The sequence below is a fragment of the Enterococcus sp. genome (assembly GCF_022711995.1).
Lineage (GTDB): Bacteria > Bacillota > Bacilli > Lactobacillales > Enterococcaceae > Enterococcus_D.
Genome location: NZ_JALAHI010000132.1, coordinates 1 through 14,687, shown reverse-complemented (window position 1 = coordinate 14,687; position 14,687 = coordinate 1). Strand labels below are relative to the sequence as shown.

General features: G+C 36.9%; 14 protein-coding genes and 1 pseudogene. 3 read left to right on the top strand and 12 right to left on the bottom strand.

Features of this window, described 5'->3' with window-relative positions; all coding sequences use genetic code 11:
- Positions 1 to 104 precede the first annotated feature (104 nt).
- Positions 105 to 1,466 (top strand): annotated as a pseudogene (locus Q0A12_RS13335) (polysaccharide deacetylase family protein); the annotation flags it as partial.
- A 34-nt stretch (positions 1,467 to 1,500) separates the two neighbouring features.
- Here Q0A12_RS13335 and Q0A12_RS13330 read toward each other — a convergent pair.
- Positions 1,501 to 2,049 (bottom strand): TetR/AcrR family transcriptional regulator, encoded by a 549-nt coding sequence (locus Q0A12_RS13330; protein WP_291293126.1) that lies wholly within the window; start codon positions 2,047 to 2,049, stop codon positions 1,501 to 1,503.
- Between the two features lie 146 nt (positions 2,050 to 2,195).
- On the opposite strand from Q0A12_RS13330, the gene Q0A12_RS13325 reads away from it, so the two are divergent.
- Together Q0A12_RS13325 and Q0A12_RS13320 are read left to right on the top strand one after the other, a co-directional pair.
- The gene (locus tag Q0A12_RS13325; protein ID WP_291293125.1) at positions 2,196 to 2,897 is read left to right on the top strand and encodes an ABC transporter ATP-binding protein; all 702 of its coding nucleotides are present in this window, start codon (positions 2,196 to 2,198) and stop codon (positions 2,895 to 2,897) included.
- 10 nt (positions 2,898 to 2,907) lie between these two features.
- The gene (locus Q0A12_RS13320; RefSeq protein WP_291293127.1) at positions 2,908 to 5,610 is read left to right on the top strand and encodes an FtsX-like permease family protein; all 2,703 of its coding nucleotides are present in this window, start codon (positions 2,908 to 2,910) and stop codon (positions 5,608 to 5,610) included.
- Between the two features lie 82 nt (positions 5,611 to 5,692).
- Here the strand turns inward: Q0A12_RS13320 and guaB are convergent, their stop codons facing one another.
- From guaB to Q0A12_RS13265, 11 genes are all read right to left on the bottom strand, one after another.
- Positions 5,693 to 7,177 (bottom strand): IMP dehydrogenase, encoded by a 1,485-nt coding sequence (gene guaB / locus Q0A12_RS13315; protein WP_291293124.1) that lies wholly within the window; start codon positions 7,175 to 7,177, stop codon positions 5,693 to 5,695.
- Positions 7,178 to 7,376: 199 nt separating this feature from the next.
- On the bottom strand, positions 7,377 to 8,069 hold the full coding sequence (locus Q0A12_RS13310; RefSeq protein WP_291293123.1) for a DUF1129 domain-containing protein: 693 nt from the start codon (positions 8,067 to 8,069) through the stop codon (positions 7,377 to 7,379).
- A gap of 73 nt (positions 8,070 to 8,142) precedes the next feature.
- Positions 8,143 to 9,243: a redox-regulated ATPase YchF gene (ychF, locus tag Q0A12_RS13305; RefSeq protein WP_291293122.1), complete on the bottom strand. Its 1,101-nt coding sequence runs from the start codon at positions 9,241 to 9,243 to the stop codon at positions 8,143 to 8,145.
- Between the two features lie 8 nt (positions 9,244 to 9,251).
- Entirely contained in the window at positions 9,252 to 9,440 is a 189-nt protein-coding gene (locus Q0A12_RS13300) for a DUF951 domain-containing protein (RefSeq protein ID WP_291293121.1), read from the bottom strand.
- A 9-nt stretch (positions 9,441 to 9,449) separates the two neighbouring features.
- Entirely contained in the window at positions 9,450 to 10,340 is an 891-nt protein-coding gene (locus Q0A12_RS13295) for a ParB/RepB/Spo0J family partition protein (RefSeq protein WP_291293120.1), read from the bottom strand.
- Entirely contained in the window at positions 10,330 to 11,094 is a 765-nt protein-coding gene (locus Q0A12_RS13290) for an AAA family ATPase (protein WP_291293119.1), read from the bottom strand. The genes Q0A12_RS13295 and Q0A12_RS13290 overlap by 11 nt, the downstream gene beginning before the upstream one ends.
- An 11-nt stretch (positions 11,095 to 11,105) precedes the next feature.
- Positions 11,106 to 11,819 (bottom strand): 16S rRNA (guanine(527)-N(7))-methyltransferase RsmG, encoded by a 714-nt coding sequence (rsmG, locus tag Q0A12_RS13285; RefSeq protein WP_291293118.1) that lies wholly within the window; start codon positions 11,817 to 11,819, stop codon positions 11,106 to 11,108.
- A gap of 377 nt (positions 11,820 to 12,196) precedes the next feature.
- Positions 12,197 to 12,925 (bottom strand): Asp23/Gls24 family envelope stress response protein, encoded by a 729-nt coding sequence (locus Q0A12_RS13280; protein ID WP_291293117.1) that lies wholly within the window; start codon positions 12,923 to 12,925, stop codon positions 12,197 to 12,199.
- 19 nt (positions 12,926 to 12,944) lie between these two features.
- On the bottom strand, positions 12,945 to 13,130 hold the full coding sequence (locus Q0A12_RS13275; RefSeq protein WP_291293116.1) for a DUF2273 domain-containing protein: 186 nt from the start codon (positions 13,128 to 13,130) through the stop codon (positions 12,945 to 12,947).
- A gap of 11 nt (positions 13,131 to 13,141) precedes the next feature.
- Positions 13,142 to 13,711 (bottom strand): alkaline shock response membrane anchor protein AmaP, encoded by a 570-nt coding sequence (amaP, locus tag Q0A12_RS13270; protein ID WP_291293115.1) that lies wholly within the window; start codon positions 13,709 to 13,711, stop codon positions 13,142 to 13,144.
- A gap of 28 nt (positions 13,712 to 13,739) precedes the next feature.
- Positions 13,740 to 14,633: an SDR family oxidoreductase gene (locus Q0A12_RS13265; protein ID WP_291293114.1), complete on the bottom strand. Its 894-nt coding sequence runs from the start codon at positions 14,631 to 14,633 to the stop codon at positions 13,740 to 13,742.
- Positions 14,634 to 14,687 lie beyond the last annotated feature (54 nt).

Below are 14,687 nucleotides of genomic sequence, written 5' to 3'. Positions count from 1 at the left end.
CTACTAGTCGTTCATCATTCATACCAAAATATTGATTCAATGGTTTTTGTTTTCCTGATAGCAGTTGATCAATCGTCACAAATTCGTAACCTTCATTTTTTAGCATAGTAATTATCGCTACAGGCGGCTACATTGCGTATACTTTAAAACAACAAGAAGCAGAAGCACAAGCCAAGTATGAAACTGCCTCAAAAAAAATGATCGCCTCGATTCAGAAAGAGCAAGATCAAAGTGGATTTTCTACAAAAATTGATACTATAAATGACGGAGAAAATAAGTGCCTTGTTTACCGTCCAGTTGATGAAAGTGCTATTCCTATAAAAAACGCAAATCAGCTATTAACTGAAGTCGCAAAAAAGCAACAAAAAAAACATCGTGAAAAAGAAGTACTCACTGTTGCAAGAATAAAAGCAATAGCTATTTCTTCTAAAATCAGTCAGTACAAAATTGAAGCTGATAGTTTCATCTGGAACCGCAGTAAAGAAGAATTCAGCAAACCAGATAGTCTCTCAAAGAAAGCTATTTATGTCTCCGAAAAAACCGGTAAAGAAATTACTAACAAAGACTTGATTCCAGATGAAGGGAGTCTCTTAGGAATTCAGCAGGTGATTCAGCAATCTATACTCGATAACGCTAAAGAGCCAGAAAAAATCATTGATTCTGTTTTAACAATGGACCGAATCTCTTACGACAGTAAAATGACGTATACACCTGATGATTTGACGATCGATTTACCAAAAAATTCAACTGGAACTACTAAAATTACTCTTAAATACAAAGATATTGCTCCATATATTGATACAGAACTGGTTTCGCCAGAAAGCATAAAAGATGCATTACCAACATTGGACGAAAACAAGAAATACGTTGCTCTTACCTTTGACGATGGTCCAAATAACAGCTCAACACTTGATTTGTTAAATATTCTAAAAGCTAATAATGTCAAAGCTACTTTTTTCATGTTAGGACAGATGGTGGATCAAAATCCTGATGCTGCAAAACGAGTATATGAAGAGGGTCACGAGGTTGCAAGCCACTCCTATTCTCATCCTCAATTGCCTACACTTACTACAGATGAATTAAAAAGCGAGATAAATAAAACAAATAAAGCAATTTTTAAAGCAACAGGCGTTTTACCCCGTAACATCCGCCCACCTTATGGCGCCATTGATAAAAAAAGTGCTGAAACAATTGGTATGCCAATTATTCAATGGAATATTGACTCTCAGGATTGGAAATCAAAAAATCCTGGAGCAATCAATAATGTCGTCAAACAAAATGTTTTTAATGGGGCAATCATTTTGATTCATGATATCCACCCTGAATCGGTAAAAGCTGTTCCTGGATTAATCACTATGCTAAAAAATGAAGGTTACGAATTTGTGACGATTGATCAACTGCTATCAGGAAAACAAAAACCATTGAATCAATATTTTGGTATGAATGATGAACGACTAGTAGAATAAAAAGAAAGCGAACGGAAATCCGTTCGCTTTCTTTTTATTCATACACATTTGTAGTGAATATTTGAATAAGTAAATCAGCAACTGCTTTTGGCTGCATCTCAGAAAAATCTTTTAGCCAGCGTTCAATCAACCCGATCGAGCCACATACAAAATAGCTCAAACACAACTCTAATTCTTCTCTTGTCGCATCTTCAAAATAAATAGTAAAGCGTTTAAACGTTTCCGGTCTGATTTTTTCTAATAATAAATCTAGCAGATGACTGTTATTAAGCAGAATCAAATGACTTACACTGGGGTTTTCTTGCAGTATAAGCAATAATTTTTCCAGCCACAGATCTAATGGGAGATTTTCTTGTTGCAAATTATCTGCAATCTGATCAACGATTTCTTTCTCAATTTCCTCTAAAAGATCTACAGTATCTTTGTAATACTTATAAAAAGTTCCACGATTGATATCAGCACGCCGGGCAATCTCTGTAATTGTGATTTTTTCAAATTCTTTTTCTATCAAAATCTCTTGAAATGCTTTCCGAATCACTTTTTTTGTATATTGTGTTCGGCGATTTCCAACTATTCCTACCATAACTCCAACCCTTTCTATACAAAAATAGCTTAAATGTTTATTTAATAACAGATGAATAAGATTTGAGGATTGCCCCTTTTTTCCTTTCTTAGTATACTAACGCTATGTGATTAAATCAACAGGTGTTCAAAAAATGGAGGCGTTATATGAGTTTTGTAGAAGTTAAAAATACGTATAAAAGATATAAGATGGGCGAAACTACGATTACTGCTAATGAAGACCTGTCCTTTTCAATTGAAGAAGGGGAACTAGTTGTTATTTTAGGTCCAAGCGGAGCTGGAAAATCGACTATTCTAAATATTTTAGGTGGGATGGATTCACCTGATGAAGGTCAAATTATTATCGATAATATTGATATTGCACAATTTTCAGATAAACAACTTACAGAATATCGTCGCAAAGATGTGGGTTTTGTTTTTCAATTTTATAATTTAGTTCCAAACCTAACAGCAAAAGAAAATATCGAGTTAGCAACAGAGATATCACCGAACGCACTTGACCCAGCTGCTGTGCTTAAGCAAGTAGGATTAGAAAATAGATCCCATAATTTTCCTTCTCAATTATCAGGTGGCGAACAGCAACGAGTGTCAATTGCCCGAGCGCTAGCAAAAAATCCAAAATTACTGCTTTGTGACGAACCAACAGGGGCATTAGATTTTGAAACCGGTAAACAAGTATTGAAGTTATTGCAAAGCGCAAGCCGTCAAGATGGAAATACTGTTTTAATCATTACGCACAACAGTGCCATTGCTCCCATTGCTGATCGTGTGATTCATATTAATGATGCTACCGTACGTTCTGTTGAAATCAATGAATCCCCTATTTCAATTGATGAGATCGTTTGGTAGGAGGAAGCAAATGAAAAACAAGACATATTTAAAAGCAAGCTTACGAGAAATCAAACAATCCAAAGGAAGATTTATTGCTATTGTTTTAATCATCTTTCTAGGTACTTTCTTGTATGTAGGTGTCAAAGCAACTGGACCTATCTTGAATCATTCTGCAAGTACTTACGTTGATGAACATAACTTATCTGATATGCAAGTAACATCAACTCTCGGTATTACTGATAGAGATATTGAAGTCGCTAGAGACCAAGGGATTCATGTAGAATCAGCTTACCAATTTTATTATGTAGCAAAAGCAAATGAAGTTGTCCAAATCAATTCTTACAACAAGAGCCAAAAACAAAATGCATTAATCCTTGAAGAAGGCCGTTTGCCACAAAGTAGCGATGAAATTGTCTTAGATACACAAGCGAAAGAATATGGCTATCAGTTAAACGATACCTATAGTATCGATTCGCAGGATACTATAAAAGATAAAAACTTCAAAATCGTTGGTTTTGCCGACTCTCCCCTATTTATCAGTAAAGCTGAACGAGGCTATGCGAATGTTGGCAGTGGTACAGTAACATACTTTGCTTACCTTCCCGAAAATCAATTTCTGGGTGATGTCCAATCAGTGCTCTACCTGTCTTTTGATAATGTGAAAGATTTAGAAACTTACTCTGATTCCTATCAAGAAAAAATGGAGAAGAATCAAGAAAAAGTAGAAACGCTTTTTGCTGATCGTCCACAAGAACGTGTAGCAGAAATCAAACATGACGCAATGGAAGAATTGAAACCTGCTAAGGAAAAAATTGAAACTGGAAAAGCGCAGCTATTAGATGCACAAACGGAATTAGATGCTGCTAAAGCTCAGATTGAACAACAAAAAAGTGCAGTCCTTCTATTACCGTCTCAACAACAAGCAGGTGCTATTGGACAGTTAGACACTGCAGAATCAGCATTGACTAAACAACAAAATCAAATAAATGAAGAAAAAGAGAAGTTAGCTGATGCAGAAGCTACATTACAGAAAAAAGAAAAAGAAATAAGCGGAATGGAAGAACCTACTTATTTATTTAATCTAAGAAAAGATAACCCTGGGTTTCAAGAATACGGCGGTTTATCCGATCGTATAGCGGCAATTGCAAATGTCTTTCCTGTTTTCTTCTTTTTTATTGCGGCTTTAATAACTTTTACCACCATGACTAGAATGGTAGAAGAAAATCGAAAAGAAATCGGCACATTAAAAGCATTAGGATATGCGAAAAGAGAGATAGCTCGAAAATATATCATCTATGCTCTTTTTTCTTCTAGCATAGGAATTCTTTTAGGAGCTGTACTGGGGATTGAGTTTCTTCCTCGATTGATCTATTTTCTTTCTAGTGAGCGTTATTTGTTAGGTGGCGTAAGGGTTTACTATGTTTGGGGGCCAATCACTCAAGCTACAGTCGCCTTTATTCTTGCTACTTTAGGTGCAGCCCTTGTTGTCCTCTATCGTGATTTGCGTGAAAAACCAGCGCAACTATTGCAGGCTCGTGCACCAAAGCCAGGGAAAAGAATTTTTCTGGAATACATTCATCCACTTTGGTCGCGCTTGAGCTTTAATCAAAAAATCAGTTACCGAAACATTTTTCGCTATAAATCACGAATGATTATGGCAATAATTGGGATCGCAGGATGTGCAGGACTTATGGTCGCTGGAGTGGGTCTAAAAGATTCCTTAAGTGCTGTTTCGCAAAAACAATTTGGTCCTATCACTGATTACCAAGCAATAGTTACATTAAAAGATGGTGGGGCAAGCAATACTAACGTTTTTGAAACATTACAAAAAGATACAGCAGTCCAACAATCACTGCTTGTATTAAATGAAACAATTGAGTTACGGTCCAAAGAACAAGGCAAGCAAAGTCTGTCTTTAATGGTACCTTCTGATATTGACTCATTTTCGAACTATATGCATCTATACTCTAGCGATGGAAAAAAACTGTCACTAGATGAGGGGGCTATCCTAACGATGAAATATGCAGAGCTTTTTGATATCCACATTGGAGATGAGCTAACCTTTTATGATAAGGATCAAACAGCTGTAACAGTGAAGGTAGCTGGCATCGCTGAAAATTTTTTAGGGAATTCACTTTACCTCTCAAGAAGCGACTATGAAAATGCAACAAATACAACCTATCAGCCTACATCGCTTCTTATCAAGAGTAAAAAGATGAAACAAAAACAAGAAAATGCATTAGCTGAAGAATTACTAAAAACAGATCAAGTTCAAAATACTACCTTCCTGTCTACTCAAATCAACGCGCAAAATGAGTCCATGGGGAATTTGAACTCCATTGTTCTTATCTTGGTCATTTTATCTGGCGCCTTGGCATTTGTTGTTCTATATAATTTGACAAACATTAATGTATCGGAAAGAATTCGTGAACTCTCTACAATTAAAGTTCTAGGTTTTTACGATAAAGAAGTTACAATGTATATTGTTCGTGAGAATGTCGTCTTTACTTTGTTAGGGATCTTGGCTGGTTATGGAGTCGGGTACTTACTGACCGATTTTATTCTCCGACAGGCATCGATGGAAAACATGGTTTTTCCATTAGTGATTAGTTGGGCTGCTTATGCGTTAGCCGGCGGTATGACCATTTTATTTACAGTCATTGTTATGTTGGTTACTCATTATAAATTAAAACATGTTGATATGATTGACGCATTGAAATCAAATGAATAATTTTCTCATACAAAAATGGCGACCACTAGTCTAATAAGACATTGGTCGCCATTTTATTTAATGTTTTCACGTGAAACAATTTCTAAGATTTCACAGAATAGTTTGGTGCTTCTTTAGTAATTTGTACGTCGTGAGGGTGAGATTCTTTCAATCCATTTCCGCTCATTTGAATAAACTGTGCTTCATCTCTTAGTTGTTTTAAATTCGCTGCTCCGACATATCCCATTCCTGATTTTAGACCACCGATCATTTGGAATAAAATATCTGCAACACTTCCTTTATAGGCCACTCGGCCTTCGATTCCTTCTGGAACAAGTTTATTTGCTTCATTAACCCCACCCTGGAAGTAACGATCACTTGAACCTTTTTCCATAGCCCCTAGAGATCCCATTCCTCGATAAGTTTTAAAGCGGCGACCTTGATAAATTTCAAATTCACCTGGAGATTCATCGGTTCCTGCCAGCATACTTCCTAACATAACTGCATGTCCGCCAGCTGCCAATGCTTTTACAATATCACCAGAGTATTTGATACCACCATCTGCAATAATGGCTTTTCCATATTGTCGTGCTACTGAGGCAGCATCATAAATAGCCGTTAATTGAGGAACACCTACGCCAGCGACAACACGTGTCGTACAGATGGAACCAGGACCAATACCAACTTTGACGACATCTACTCCTGCATCGTATAAAGCTTTTGTTCCTTCAGCAGTTGCGACATTTCCTGCAATTAACGTTGCTTCAGGAAAATGTGCTCTGATTTCAGAGATTTTTCGCAATACGCCTGCACTATGTCCATGAGCAGTATCAATCACGATCGCATCTACTCCTGCATCTAACAATGCCTGCGCTCTTTCAAAGGTATCACTTGTTACCCCTACTGCTGCAGCTACTAACAAACGTCCATGAGTGTCTTTTGCGGCGTTAGGAAATTCAATAACTTTTTCAATGTCTTTGATCGTAATCAATCCACTTAAGATACCTTCATCATCGACGATTGGTAATTTTTCGATTTTATGTTTTTGCAAGATTTTCTCTGCATCTTTCAAAGAAGTACCAACCGGTGCCGTAACTAATTTTTCCTTAGTCATTACATCAGAAATCGCGATTGAATAATCCGTAACAAAACGCATATCCCGATTTGTGATGATTCCAACTAGTTTACGATTTTCCATGGTCTCAACGATAGGTACACCGCTAATTCGATATTTACTCATAAGGTGCTCTGCATCCGCTACTAGATGACTAGGGGTCAAGAAGAACGGATCAATGATGACTCCGCTTTCAGATCGTTTTACCTTACGTACTTCATCTGCTTGAGCCGCAATACTCATATTTTTATGAATGACTCCTAAGCCACCTTGACGAGCCATTGATATCGCCATTTTACTATCAGTTACTGTATCCATACTGGCACTCATGATCGGTATATTTAACGTAATATTTTTTGCAAGCTGCACATGCATATCCACATCATTTGGCAACACGTGACTTTCTGCAGGTATCAATAATACATCATCAAACGTTAACCCTTTTTTTACAAATTTGGTTTCCCAGTTGGACATTTTTGTAACCACTCCTTAAAGTTAATATGTATTTTTAAAAAAATAGCAAATATTTTTTCATAAGTCAACCATTCGGAAAGCATTCTTATTTATTTCTGTGTAATCTGAGAAAACAGCCAGAATCACGATAACTTTTGATCATTTTTCTTCTCATATTATGTAAAAAGTCCCGCACGCAAGAACAGCGTGCAGGAACCTATTATCCTCTAGGAACAGATAAACTACTGATGATGTTATATTTTTTCTTTAAATAGTATTTAGCTGCTAGAGCGACCGCGCCAATCACAATTTCAATCAACGGATCAACTTGTGGATTAAGTGGTGGTTGAATCATAGCTGAAAGTGAGATAGTCACGATCCACACTAAGAAAGCACCAACTAAAATCAAAATAATTTTCCACATTTTAGGTCGTTTACTTTTGTCTGCACCAGGACGTTCATATTGGTACATATACTTGTACATTAAGTAAAAGACCCAACCAGCTAACATGGCCATTAAGAAGAGGGTCAATAAACCATAAGGCTGTGCTTGCCCCTTTGTAAATAACCCCATCACACCTAGCATTAATCCAAAAATACCTAAGATAAGCAACGTATTATCTAACCACATCAAGAATGGACCTGATTCTTTTTGTTCCACTGGTTTCGTAATGATTGCTTCCGTACGTTCAGAGACTGTCCCAAAGAGTTGTCTAGCGGTTTTGCCACCTTTTTGTTCTTGGACAAGAATCGGTAACATTTCATGTAATGCGACAGTTTTTTCTTCCTCAGAAAGATTAGCTGCCTCCAAAGATTTTTTTAAATCAAAAATATATTGTTGGTTACGTTTTGTTAGTTGCTTTTCTAATTCGCGATTTTCGGAAACATACGAGCGCAGAGTTTCTGGTTCCATAAATCATTTCTCCCTTCTGCGTGATTTCTTCACAAAGGACATTTTACCATATTTTTTTTTGGAAGAAAGCCTTTTATACATTAAAACGGAATAACATAACATCGCCATCTTGAACGACGTATTCTTTTCCTTCTAAACGAACACGCCCAGCTTCTTTTGCTGCATGCATATTGCCATACTTATCCAGATCTTCAAATGAGACAGTTTCCGCACGGATAAACCCTCGCTCGAAATCTGTATGAATAATTCCCGCAGCTTGAGGCGCTTTGATCCCTTTTCGGAAAGTCCACGCACGAACCTCTTGCTCTCCGGCTGTAAAGTAGGTAGCTAATCCTAATAAATCATAGGCAGCACGAATCAGTTGATCTAAACCAGATTCTTCAATTCCTAAAGCTTCTAAAAATTCTGCTTTATCTTCATCATCTAATTCAGCGATTTCTTCTTCTGCTCGAGCACTAATGACGATCACTTCTGCATGTTCGCTCTCGGCAAATTCTTTCACACTTTTAACGTATGGATTCTCTTCTGCATTTGCCACATCATCTTCTGCAACATTTGCTACATATAGAACAGGTTTTGTTGTCAGCAAAAACAATCCTCTAACGATTTTTTGTTCTTCTTCAGTAAATTCGATAGAACGTGCGGATAGTCCTTCTTCTAAAACAGGTTTAATTTTATCTAAAACTGCTAATTCAGCTACAGCAGCTTTATCCTTTGTTTTTGCAACTTTAGCAACGCGTGCATAACGCTTATTGATAGATTCTAAATCAGCCAAGACTAATTCTAAATTGATAGTGTCAATATCTGCTAATGGATCCACACGTCCTTCAACGTGTGTAATATTATCATCATCAAAACAACGGACTACATGACAAATAGCATCTACTTGACGAATATGACTTAGAAATTGATTTCCAAGTCCTTCACCTTTACTAGCTCCGCGAACGATTCCTGCAATATCAGTAAATTCAAATGTTGTCGGTACAGTTTTTTTAGGGTGTACTAATTCCGTTAAGCGTTGTAACCGCCAATCAGGAACTTCGACCATTCCTACATTTGGATCGATTGTTGCAAAAGGATAGTTCGCTGCCTCTGCTCCAGCTTTTGTTATAGCATTAAATAAAGTAGATTTACCTACATTTGGTAGTCCAACAATTCCAGCAGTTAAAGCCATGTGTCATTTCACTCTTTCTCTTTTTTTTCTAAGATTTTTTTCATTTTTTTGTCGAATTCACGGCGAGTAAGCATCACAATATGGCCACAATTCGTACATTTTATTTTGATATCCGCTCCCATGCGAATAATTTCCCAACGATTTGCTTTACATGCATGGGGTTTTTTCATTTCAATAATGTCACCAAGATCATACATATTATCACCTCAAGCTTCATCAAATTGAATATTCAATAAATCAAGGATTCTAGTCAAGTCTTTCTGTGAAAGATACTCAATCTCAATCTTTCCCTTGCCTTCTTTTTCATGGATCTCAACATTTGTTCCAAACTTGTCCATTAATCGCTCTTCACTTTCCCGTAAGTAATAAGGTTTTTCACGAATCAAACGGGGAATTTTTTTCTTCTCATTTTTAGCGTCATTCATTTCGGACACTAGTTGCTCTAATTGACGAACTGTAAGATTTTCTTTTACACAACGATTAGCTAATTTTAAAATCAGATCTTTGTTTTTTAGCCCTAATAATGTGCGGGCTTGTCCCATTGATAGGCGCTCATCTTGTACCATCTCTTTTACTAGCTTTGGCAATGACAAAAGACGCAGATAGTTCGCAATATACGGACGACTCTTTCCTAATCGTGTAGCCACTTCTGCTTGCGTTAATTTAAGATTTTTCATCAGCATTTCATAAGCTTCAGCTTCTTCAAGAGGATTTAAATCCTCTCTTTGCAGATTCTCTAACACGGCTACTTGCATCATTGCTTCTTCATCAAAATCACGAATAATTGCAGGTATTGTTTCTTTTTTTGCTAGCTTGGATGCACGAAACCGTCGTTCACCAGCAATGATTTCATAACCTTTTACAGTAGATTTTCGAACAATGATCGGCTGAAAGACACCTGAATGTTGGATTGAGTTGGCTAATTCTTGAAGAGAGACTTCATCAAAGGTTTTACGTGGTTGGTAAGGGTTGGGTCTTAATTCATTTAAAGGGAGCTCAACCACTTCCTCTGTTTTGATATCTACCTCTTCTAACCCTTGAAGATCTTGAAATAGTGCATCGATCCCCCGTCCTAAACCTTTCCCTTTATTTTTCACGAGATAACACTTCCTTTGCTAATGTCTGATATACTTCAGCACCTTTTGAACGCGGATCATAATCAATAATAGACAGACCATGACTTGGTGCTTCTGATAAACGTACATTACGTGGAATTATTGTCTCATAGACTTTTTCTTGGAAATAGCGACGAACCTCTTCTACAACTTCAGCACCTAGATTTGTCCGTGCATCATACATTGTTAATAGAACGCCTTCGATTTCTAATTCAGGGTTAAAGTGTTTTTGAACTAAACGCACGGTATTCAATAACTGACTTAGTCCTTCCAATGCGTAATATTCACATTGAACAGGTATTAAAATAGAGTCGCTGGCTGTAAATGCGTTGATCGTCAAATGTCCAAGGGAGGGGGGACAATCAATAAATATATAGTCATATTGATCTTTAATTTCATTCAATGCCGATTTCAAACGGGATTCCCGAGCCATCATTGAAGTTAATTCAATTTCAGCACCAGCTAATTGAATCGTCGCAGGAACAATATCTAAATTCTCACGACTACTTGGCAATATTGCCTCTACGATTGGTGTTTCATTCACCAATACATCGTATATGTCTTTATCAACATCTGGTTTACGAATTCCTACTCCACTAGTGGCGTTTCCTTGAGCATCAATATCTACTAGTAAGACTTTTTTTCCTACATAGGCCAAACAAGCCCCCAGATTGACTGTGGTTGTTGTTTTGCCTACGCCGCCTTTTTGATTTGCAACCGAAATAATACGTGCCATTCTGCTTCCTCCTACTTGATTGGTTGTTTCGCCGGCAACCCAGGTTTGCGCGGATATTTTTTCGGCGTTTCTTTCGTTTTTTTGATGATCAAAAGATGCCGTTCATCATTACTAACAGGCAATGTCAATTTTTTTTCCTCAATAAACTTACCACCAAGTAATGTGATTGCTGACTTTGCTTCTATTAATTCTTCTTCGCTTTTTGCTGCTTTTAAGGCAAAGAAATACCCATTCTTTTTAACGAGGGGTAAGCACAGTTCCGTTAAAATATTTAAACGAGCCACTGCTCGAGCAGTGACATAATCAAAGGATTCTCGGAACTCTTTTTGACCAAATGTTTCTGCTCGATCGTGAAACAAGTAAACATCTTTTAATCCTAAATCTGCCACTAAAGTTTGTAGAAAAGTAATCCGTTTATTCAGTGAATCAACGATCGTTATCTTTAATTGTGGGAAGATGATTTTCAATGGAATACTAGGAAAACCTGCTCCAGAACCGACATCACATAAGTGTGCATCTTCTTTGAATGCTGTCACAAAAGCTAAAGAAATCGAATCATAAAAGTGTTTCAAATATACATCTTTTTGGTCTGTGATCGCAGTGAGGTTCATTTTTTGATTCCATTCAATCAAGCGTTCATAATAAATAGCAAATTGCTGGAGCTGCTCCGGTGTCAACTCAATTCCTTGGATTGATAATTGTTTTTGAAATTCTTCAGGTAGCATAATGAATCCTTTCTATTTTTGTGAAACAGAAAAATGTTTCACAGACTAATTCCTACTTTAACGCAAAAAGATTTGAGATGCAATAGGAACACATAGCTTTCAAAGAGATTTTAATTTTTCCTTGATAGTTTTTTTATTCTGCTATTAAGGTAAGTTTAAGGTAATTGATTTAAGCTTGTACTTATCCAAAAACTTTTTCATTTTCCCTGGCCAGTGAGTGCAAACTTTCTGGTCCTTTTTTGACAAATTGTCATCCAATTGTAAAAGTAGTATCTATATGAAAACGCAGTAATCGTAGACTTAAAAGTTTTTTTCGATAAAATAAGAGCTAACCTTCCATAGGAAGGATAGCTCTTCATAAATCTATTCTTTTACACTCAATGAACGCGAGGTTCATTGCTTTCTTGGATACGATCAGAAGTCCGTTCTACTGCACCTTTAGCTTTATCTGTTTGTCGAGAAGCAAAATCTCCTGTTTTTGATGCCGCACTAGAAACTTTATCTTGAACTGTTTCACTATCTTCTTGATATTCAGCTTCTGATTTAATGTCGACTACATTAATATTGACTTCAATGACATCCAGTTGTGTCATATTAGCTACTTCTCTGTGAATTACTTCTTTGACTTTTTCAGCAACTTCCGGAATATTACGTCCATACTCTACGACAATATCCATATCCACGGCGACTTGTTTCTTGCCTACTTCAGTATTGATCCCAGAAGTTACATTATCTGTATTTACTAATTTCTCTGCAATATTTGAGAAAAATCCTCCATCCACTGTTAATAGACCATCAACATCTTCAAGAGCAATACCGATAATTTTTTGAATAACTTTATCATCATAGGTCAAAGAACCGTTTACTGATGTTTCCCCAGTAGGACCTTGAAATCCACTAGGTTTTTCTGTGTGATTATGGGGTTGGTTTCCAGCTGTAGTTTTGTGCTGTTCAACCGCTTCTTGCACATGAGGTACAACTGGGTCTGGTGCTTCTGTCATCGGAATATTGTTTTCTTTTGGTGTATGATCCGTGTTTGGTACGACTGGATCTGGATGTGCACTTACTGGTTTTTCATTTTTTAATTCATTTTTTTCGTTATTCATTTAAATTCCTCCTAAGTTCTTATTGTTTTAGAAATTGATCTAACATTCCCGTTCTCTGTACGTACATCCCTAGGACAAAGCCTAATCCTGTGAGCACAATGATCAGTAGTGTTTTAAAAAAGCCAATGCTGACAAATAGTAAAGCTAACACTAATCCAATCGCTCCAAAGATAATAGGGATCTTATATTGTTCAAGTTCTTTCATTGATAGACCTCCTATTCTACACGTGGATTTTCTGTAGTGTTCTGTTCTTCGTAGTTCGCATAAGAAACATCAACTTTGACTTTTTCACTTGATCCTAACGTTCTCTGCAAGTCTTGCTGGATCTCAGCCATCAAATTTTCTGTTTTACCTACCAATGCAGAAGTACGTTTTAACTTACCTTTAATCTTTACGTTGATTCGATTTTTAGTTGCTTTAACATTCACTTTAGGTCCATCAACGAATTCTTTTTCACTAACCTTTGTTCGTACTAAACCTTCAATGGCCTTTTTATCGATCGACAATGTTCCTTTATCCTCTTTCAAAACAAAAGTAGCTTTTGTTCTAGGATAAAAGATAATAACCAGAATGACACAAAGGAAAAAGATAATTAAAACTGCTGCTGCCCAAAAGAGATATTGTTGTAGGAAATAATTCGTGAAAAAGAAAGAAAGAAATCTTTCTTTTCGATCTAAACCAAACGGTAAACTAAAGTAAGGATTGCCCAATAATAATATTGGCAATAACACAGTAATAAAAATCAATGAAACTACAATCGCTAAAGTTTTCCATCCTCTATTCATAAGACACCTCCTAAAATTTAATTACTTGTTATAGATTGATTGCTTCTCCGCCAGTTACACCATAAATTTGAGCTGTTACATAGCTTGCTTTGTTCGAAGCCAGAAAAACATATACAGGTGCTAACTCAGCTGGTTGTCCTGCACGTTGTAACAACGAATTTTGGCCAAATTCTGGTAACTGATCTTGAGGTTGTCCATGATCTAGCTGCAAAGGTGTCCAAATTGGTCCTGGTGCTACACCATTTACTCTGATTCCCTTTTCAGCAAACTGTTTTGCCAAGCTAACTGTAAAACTAGCAATGGCTGCCTTGGTTGCAGCATAATCCATTAGATGAGCACTTGGACTAAAAGCTTGAACAGAAGTCGTTGTCACAATAGCTCCGCCTGCTGGGAGATGAGGTTCTGCAGCTTTAACTAAAGCAAACATAGATAATATATTTACCATGAACGTATCTTTGACTTGCTCAAATGGTAATTCTGAAATAGATGGACGCGTGATTTGTTGCGCAGCATTCAAAACAAGCGTATCCAAACCACCCAGCTCTTTTACTGCTTTATCAACGATCTCTTGAGGAGCTGTTTCATCTCTCAAATCATATGGCAATAGGATAGCTTTACGCCCAGCTTGTTCAATATAGTGAGCGACTTCCTCGGCATCTTTTTCTTCTCCTGGAAAAAAGTGTAAGGCGATATCGGCCCCTTCTCGCGCAAAAGCAATGGCTGCCGCTCGACCAATTCCTGAATCTCCACCTGTAATCAGTACCCGTCGATTTTCTAATTGATTTGTTCCTTCATATGTCTCTTCTCCACAATCCGGCTCAGGCATCATTTCTTCTTGCAAAGCAGGAGTATCTTGATCCTGTTTTTTAAATTTACCTGTTTGATAAAGCTCGCGCGGATCATTCAAAATAGGTTCACTCATCTTACATCCTCCTTTTGTCTATATCAAAATTCTAAACCATTAAATTTTTTTTTG

What these genes read in the sequence shown, in the direction of transcription:
- ychF (WP_291293122.1), bottom strand. Translation starts at nt 9,243, where the DNA reads ATGGCTTTAACTGCTGGAATTGTTGGACTACCAAATGTAGGTAAATCT.
- Q0A12_RS13310 (WP_291293123.1), bottom strand. Translation starts at nt 8,069, where the DNA reads ATGGAACCAGAAACTCTGCGCTCGTATGTTTCCGAAAATCGCGAATTA.
- rsmG (WP_291293118.1), bottom strand. Translation starts at nt 11,819, where the DNA reads ATGCTACCTGAAGAATTTCAAAAACAATTATCAATCCAAGGAATTGAG.
- Q0A12_RS13280 (WP_291293117.1), bottom strand. Translation starts at nt 12,925, where the DNA reads ATGAATAACGAAAAAAATGAATTAAAAAATGAAAAACCAGTAAGTGCA.
- Q0A12_RS13275 (WP_291293116.1), bottom strand. Translation starts at nt 13,130, where the DNA reads ATGAAAGAACTTGAACAATATAAGATCCCTATTATCTTTGGAGCGATT.
- Q0A12_RS13265 (WP_291293114.1), bottom strand. Translation starts at nt 14,633, where the DNA reads ATGAGTGAACCTATTTTGAATGATCCGCGCGAGCTTTATCAAACAGGT.
- Q0A12_RS13330 (WP_291293126.1), bottom strand. Translation starts at nt 2,049, where the DNA reads ATGGTAGGAATAGTTGGAAATCGCCGAACACAATATACAAAAAAAGTG.
- Q0A12_RS13320 (WP_291293127.1), top strand. Translation starts at nt 2,908, where the DNA reads ATGAAAAACAAGACATATTTAAAAGCAAGCTTACGAGAAATCAAACAA.
- Q0A12_RS13300 (WP_291293121.1), bottom strand. Translation starts at nt 9,440, where the DNA reads ATGTATGATCTTGGTGACATTATTGAAATGAAAAAACCCCATGCATGT.
- guaB (WP_291293124.1), bottom strand. Translation starts at nt 7,177, where the DNA reads ATGTCCAACTGGGAAACCAAATTTGTAAAAAAAGGGTTAACGTTTGAT.
- amaP (WP_291293115.1), bottom strand. Translation starts at nt 13,711, where the DNA reads ATGAATAGAGGATGGAAAACTTTAGCGATTGTAGTTTCATTGATTTTT.
- Q0A12_RS13290 (WP_291293119.1), bottom strand. Translation starts at nt 11,094, where the DNA reads ATGGCACGTATTATTTCGGTTGCAAATCAAAAAGGCGGCGTAGGCAAA.
- Q0A12_RS13325 (WP_291293125.1), top strand. Translation starts at nt 2,196, where the DNA reads ATGAGTTTTGTAGAAGTTAAAAATACGTATAAAAGATATAAGATGGGC.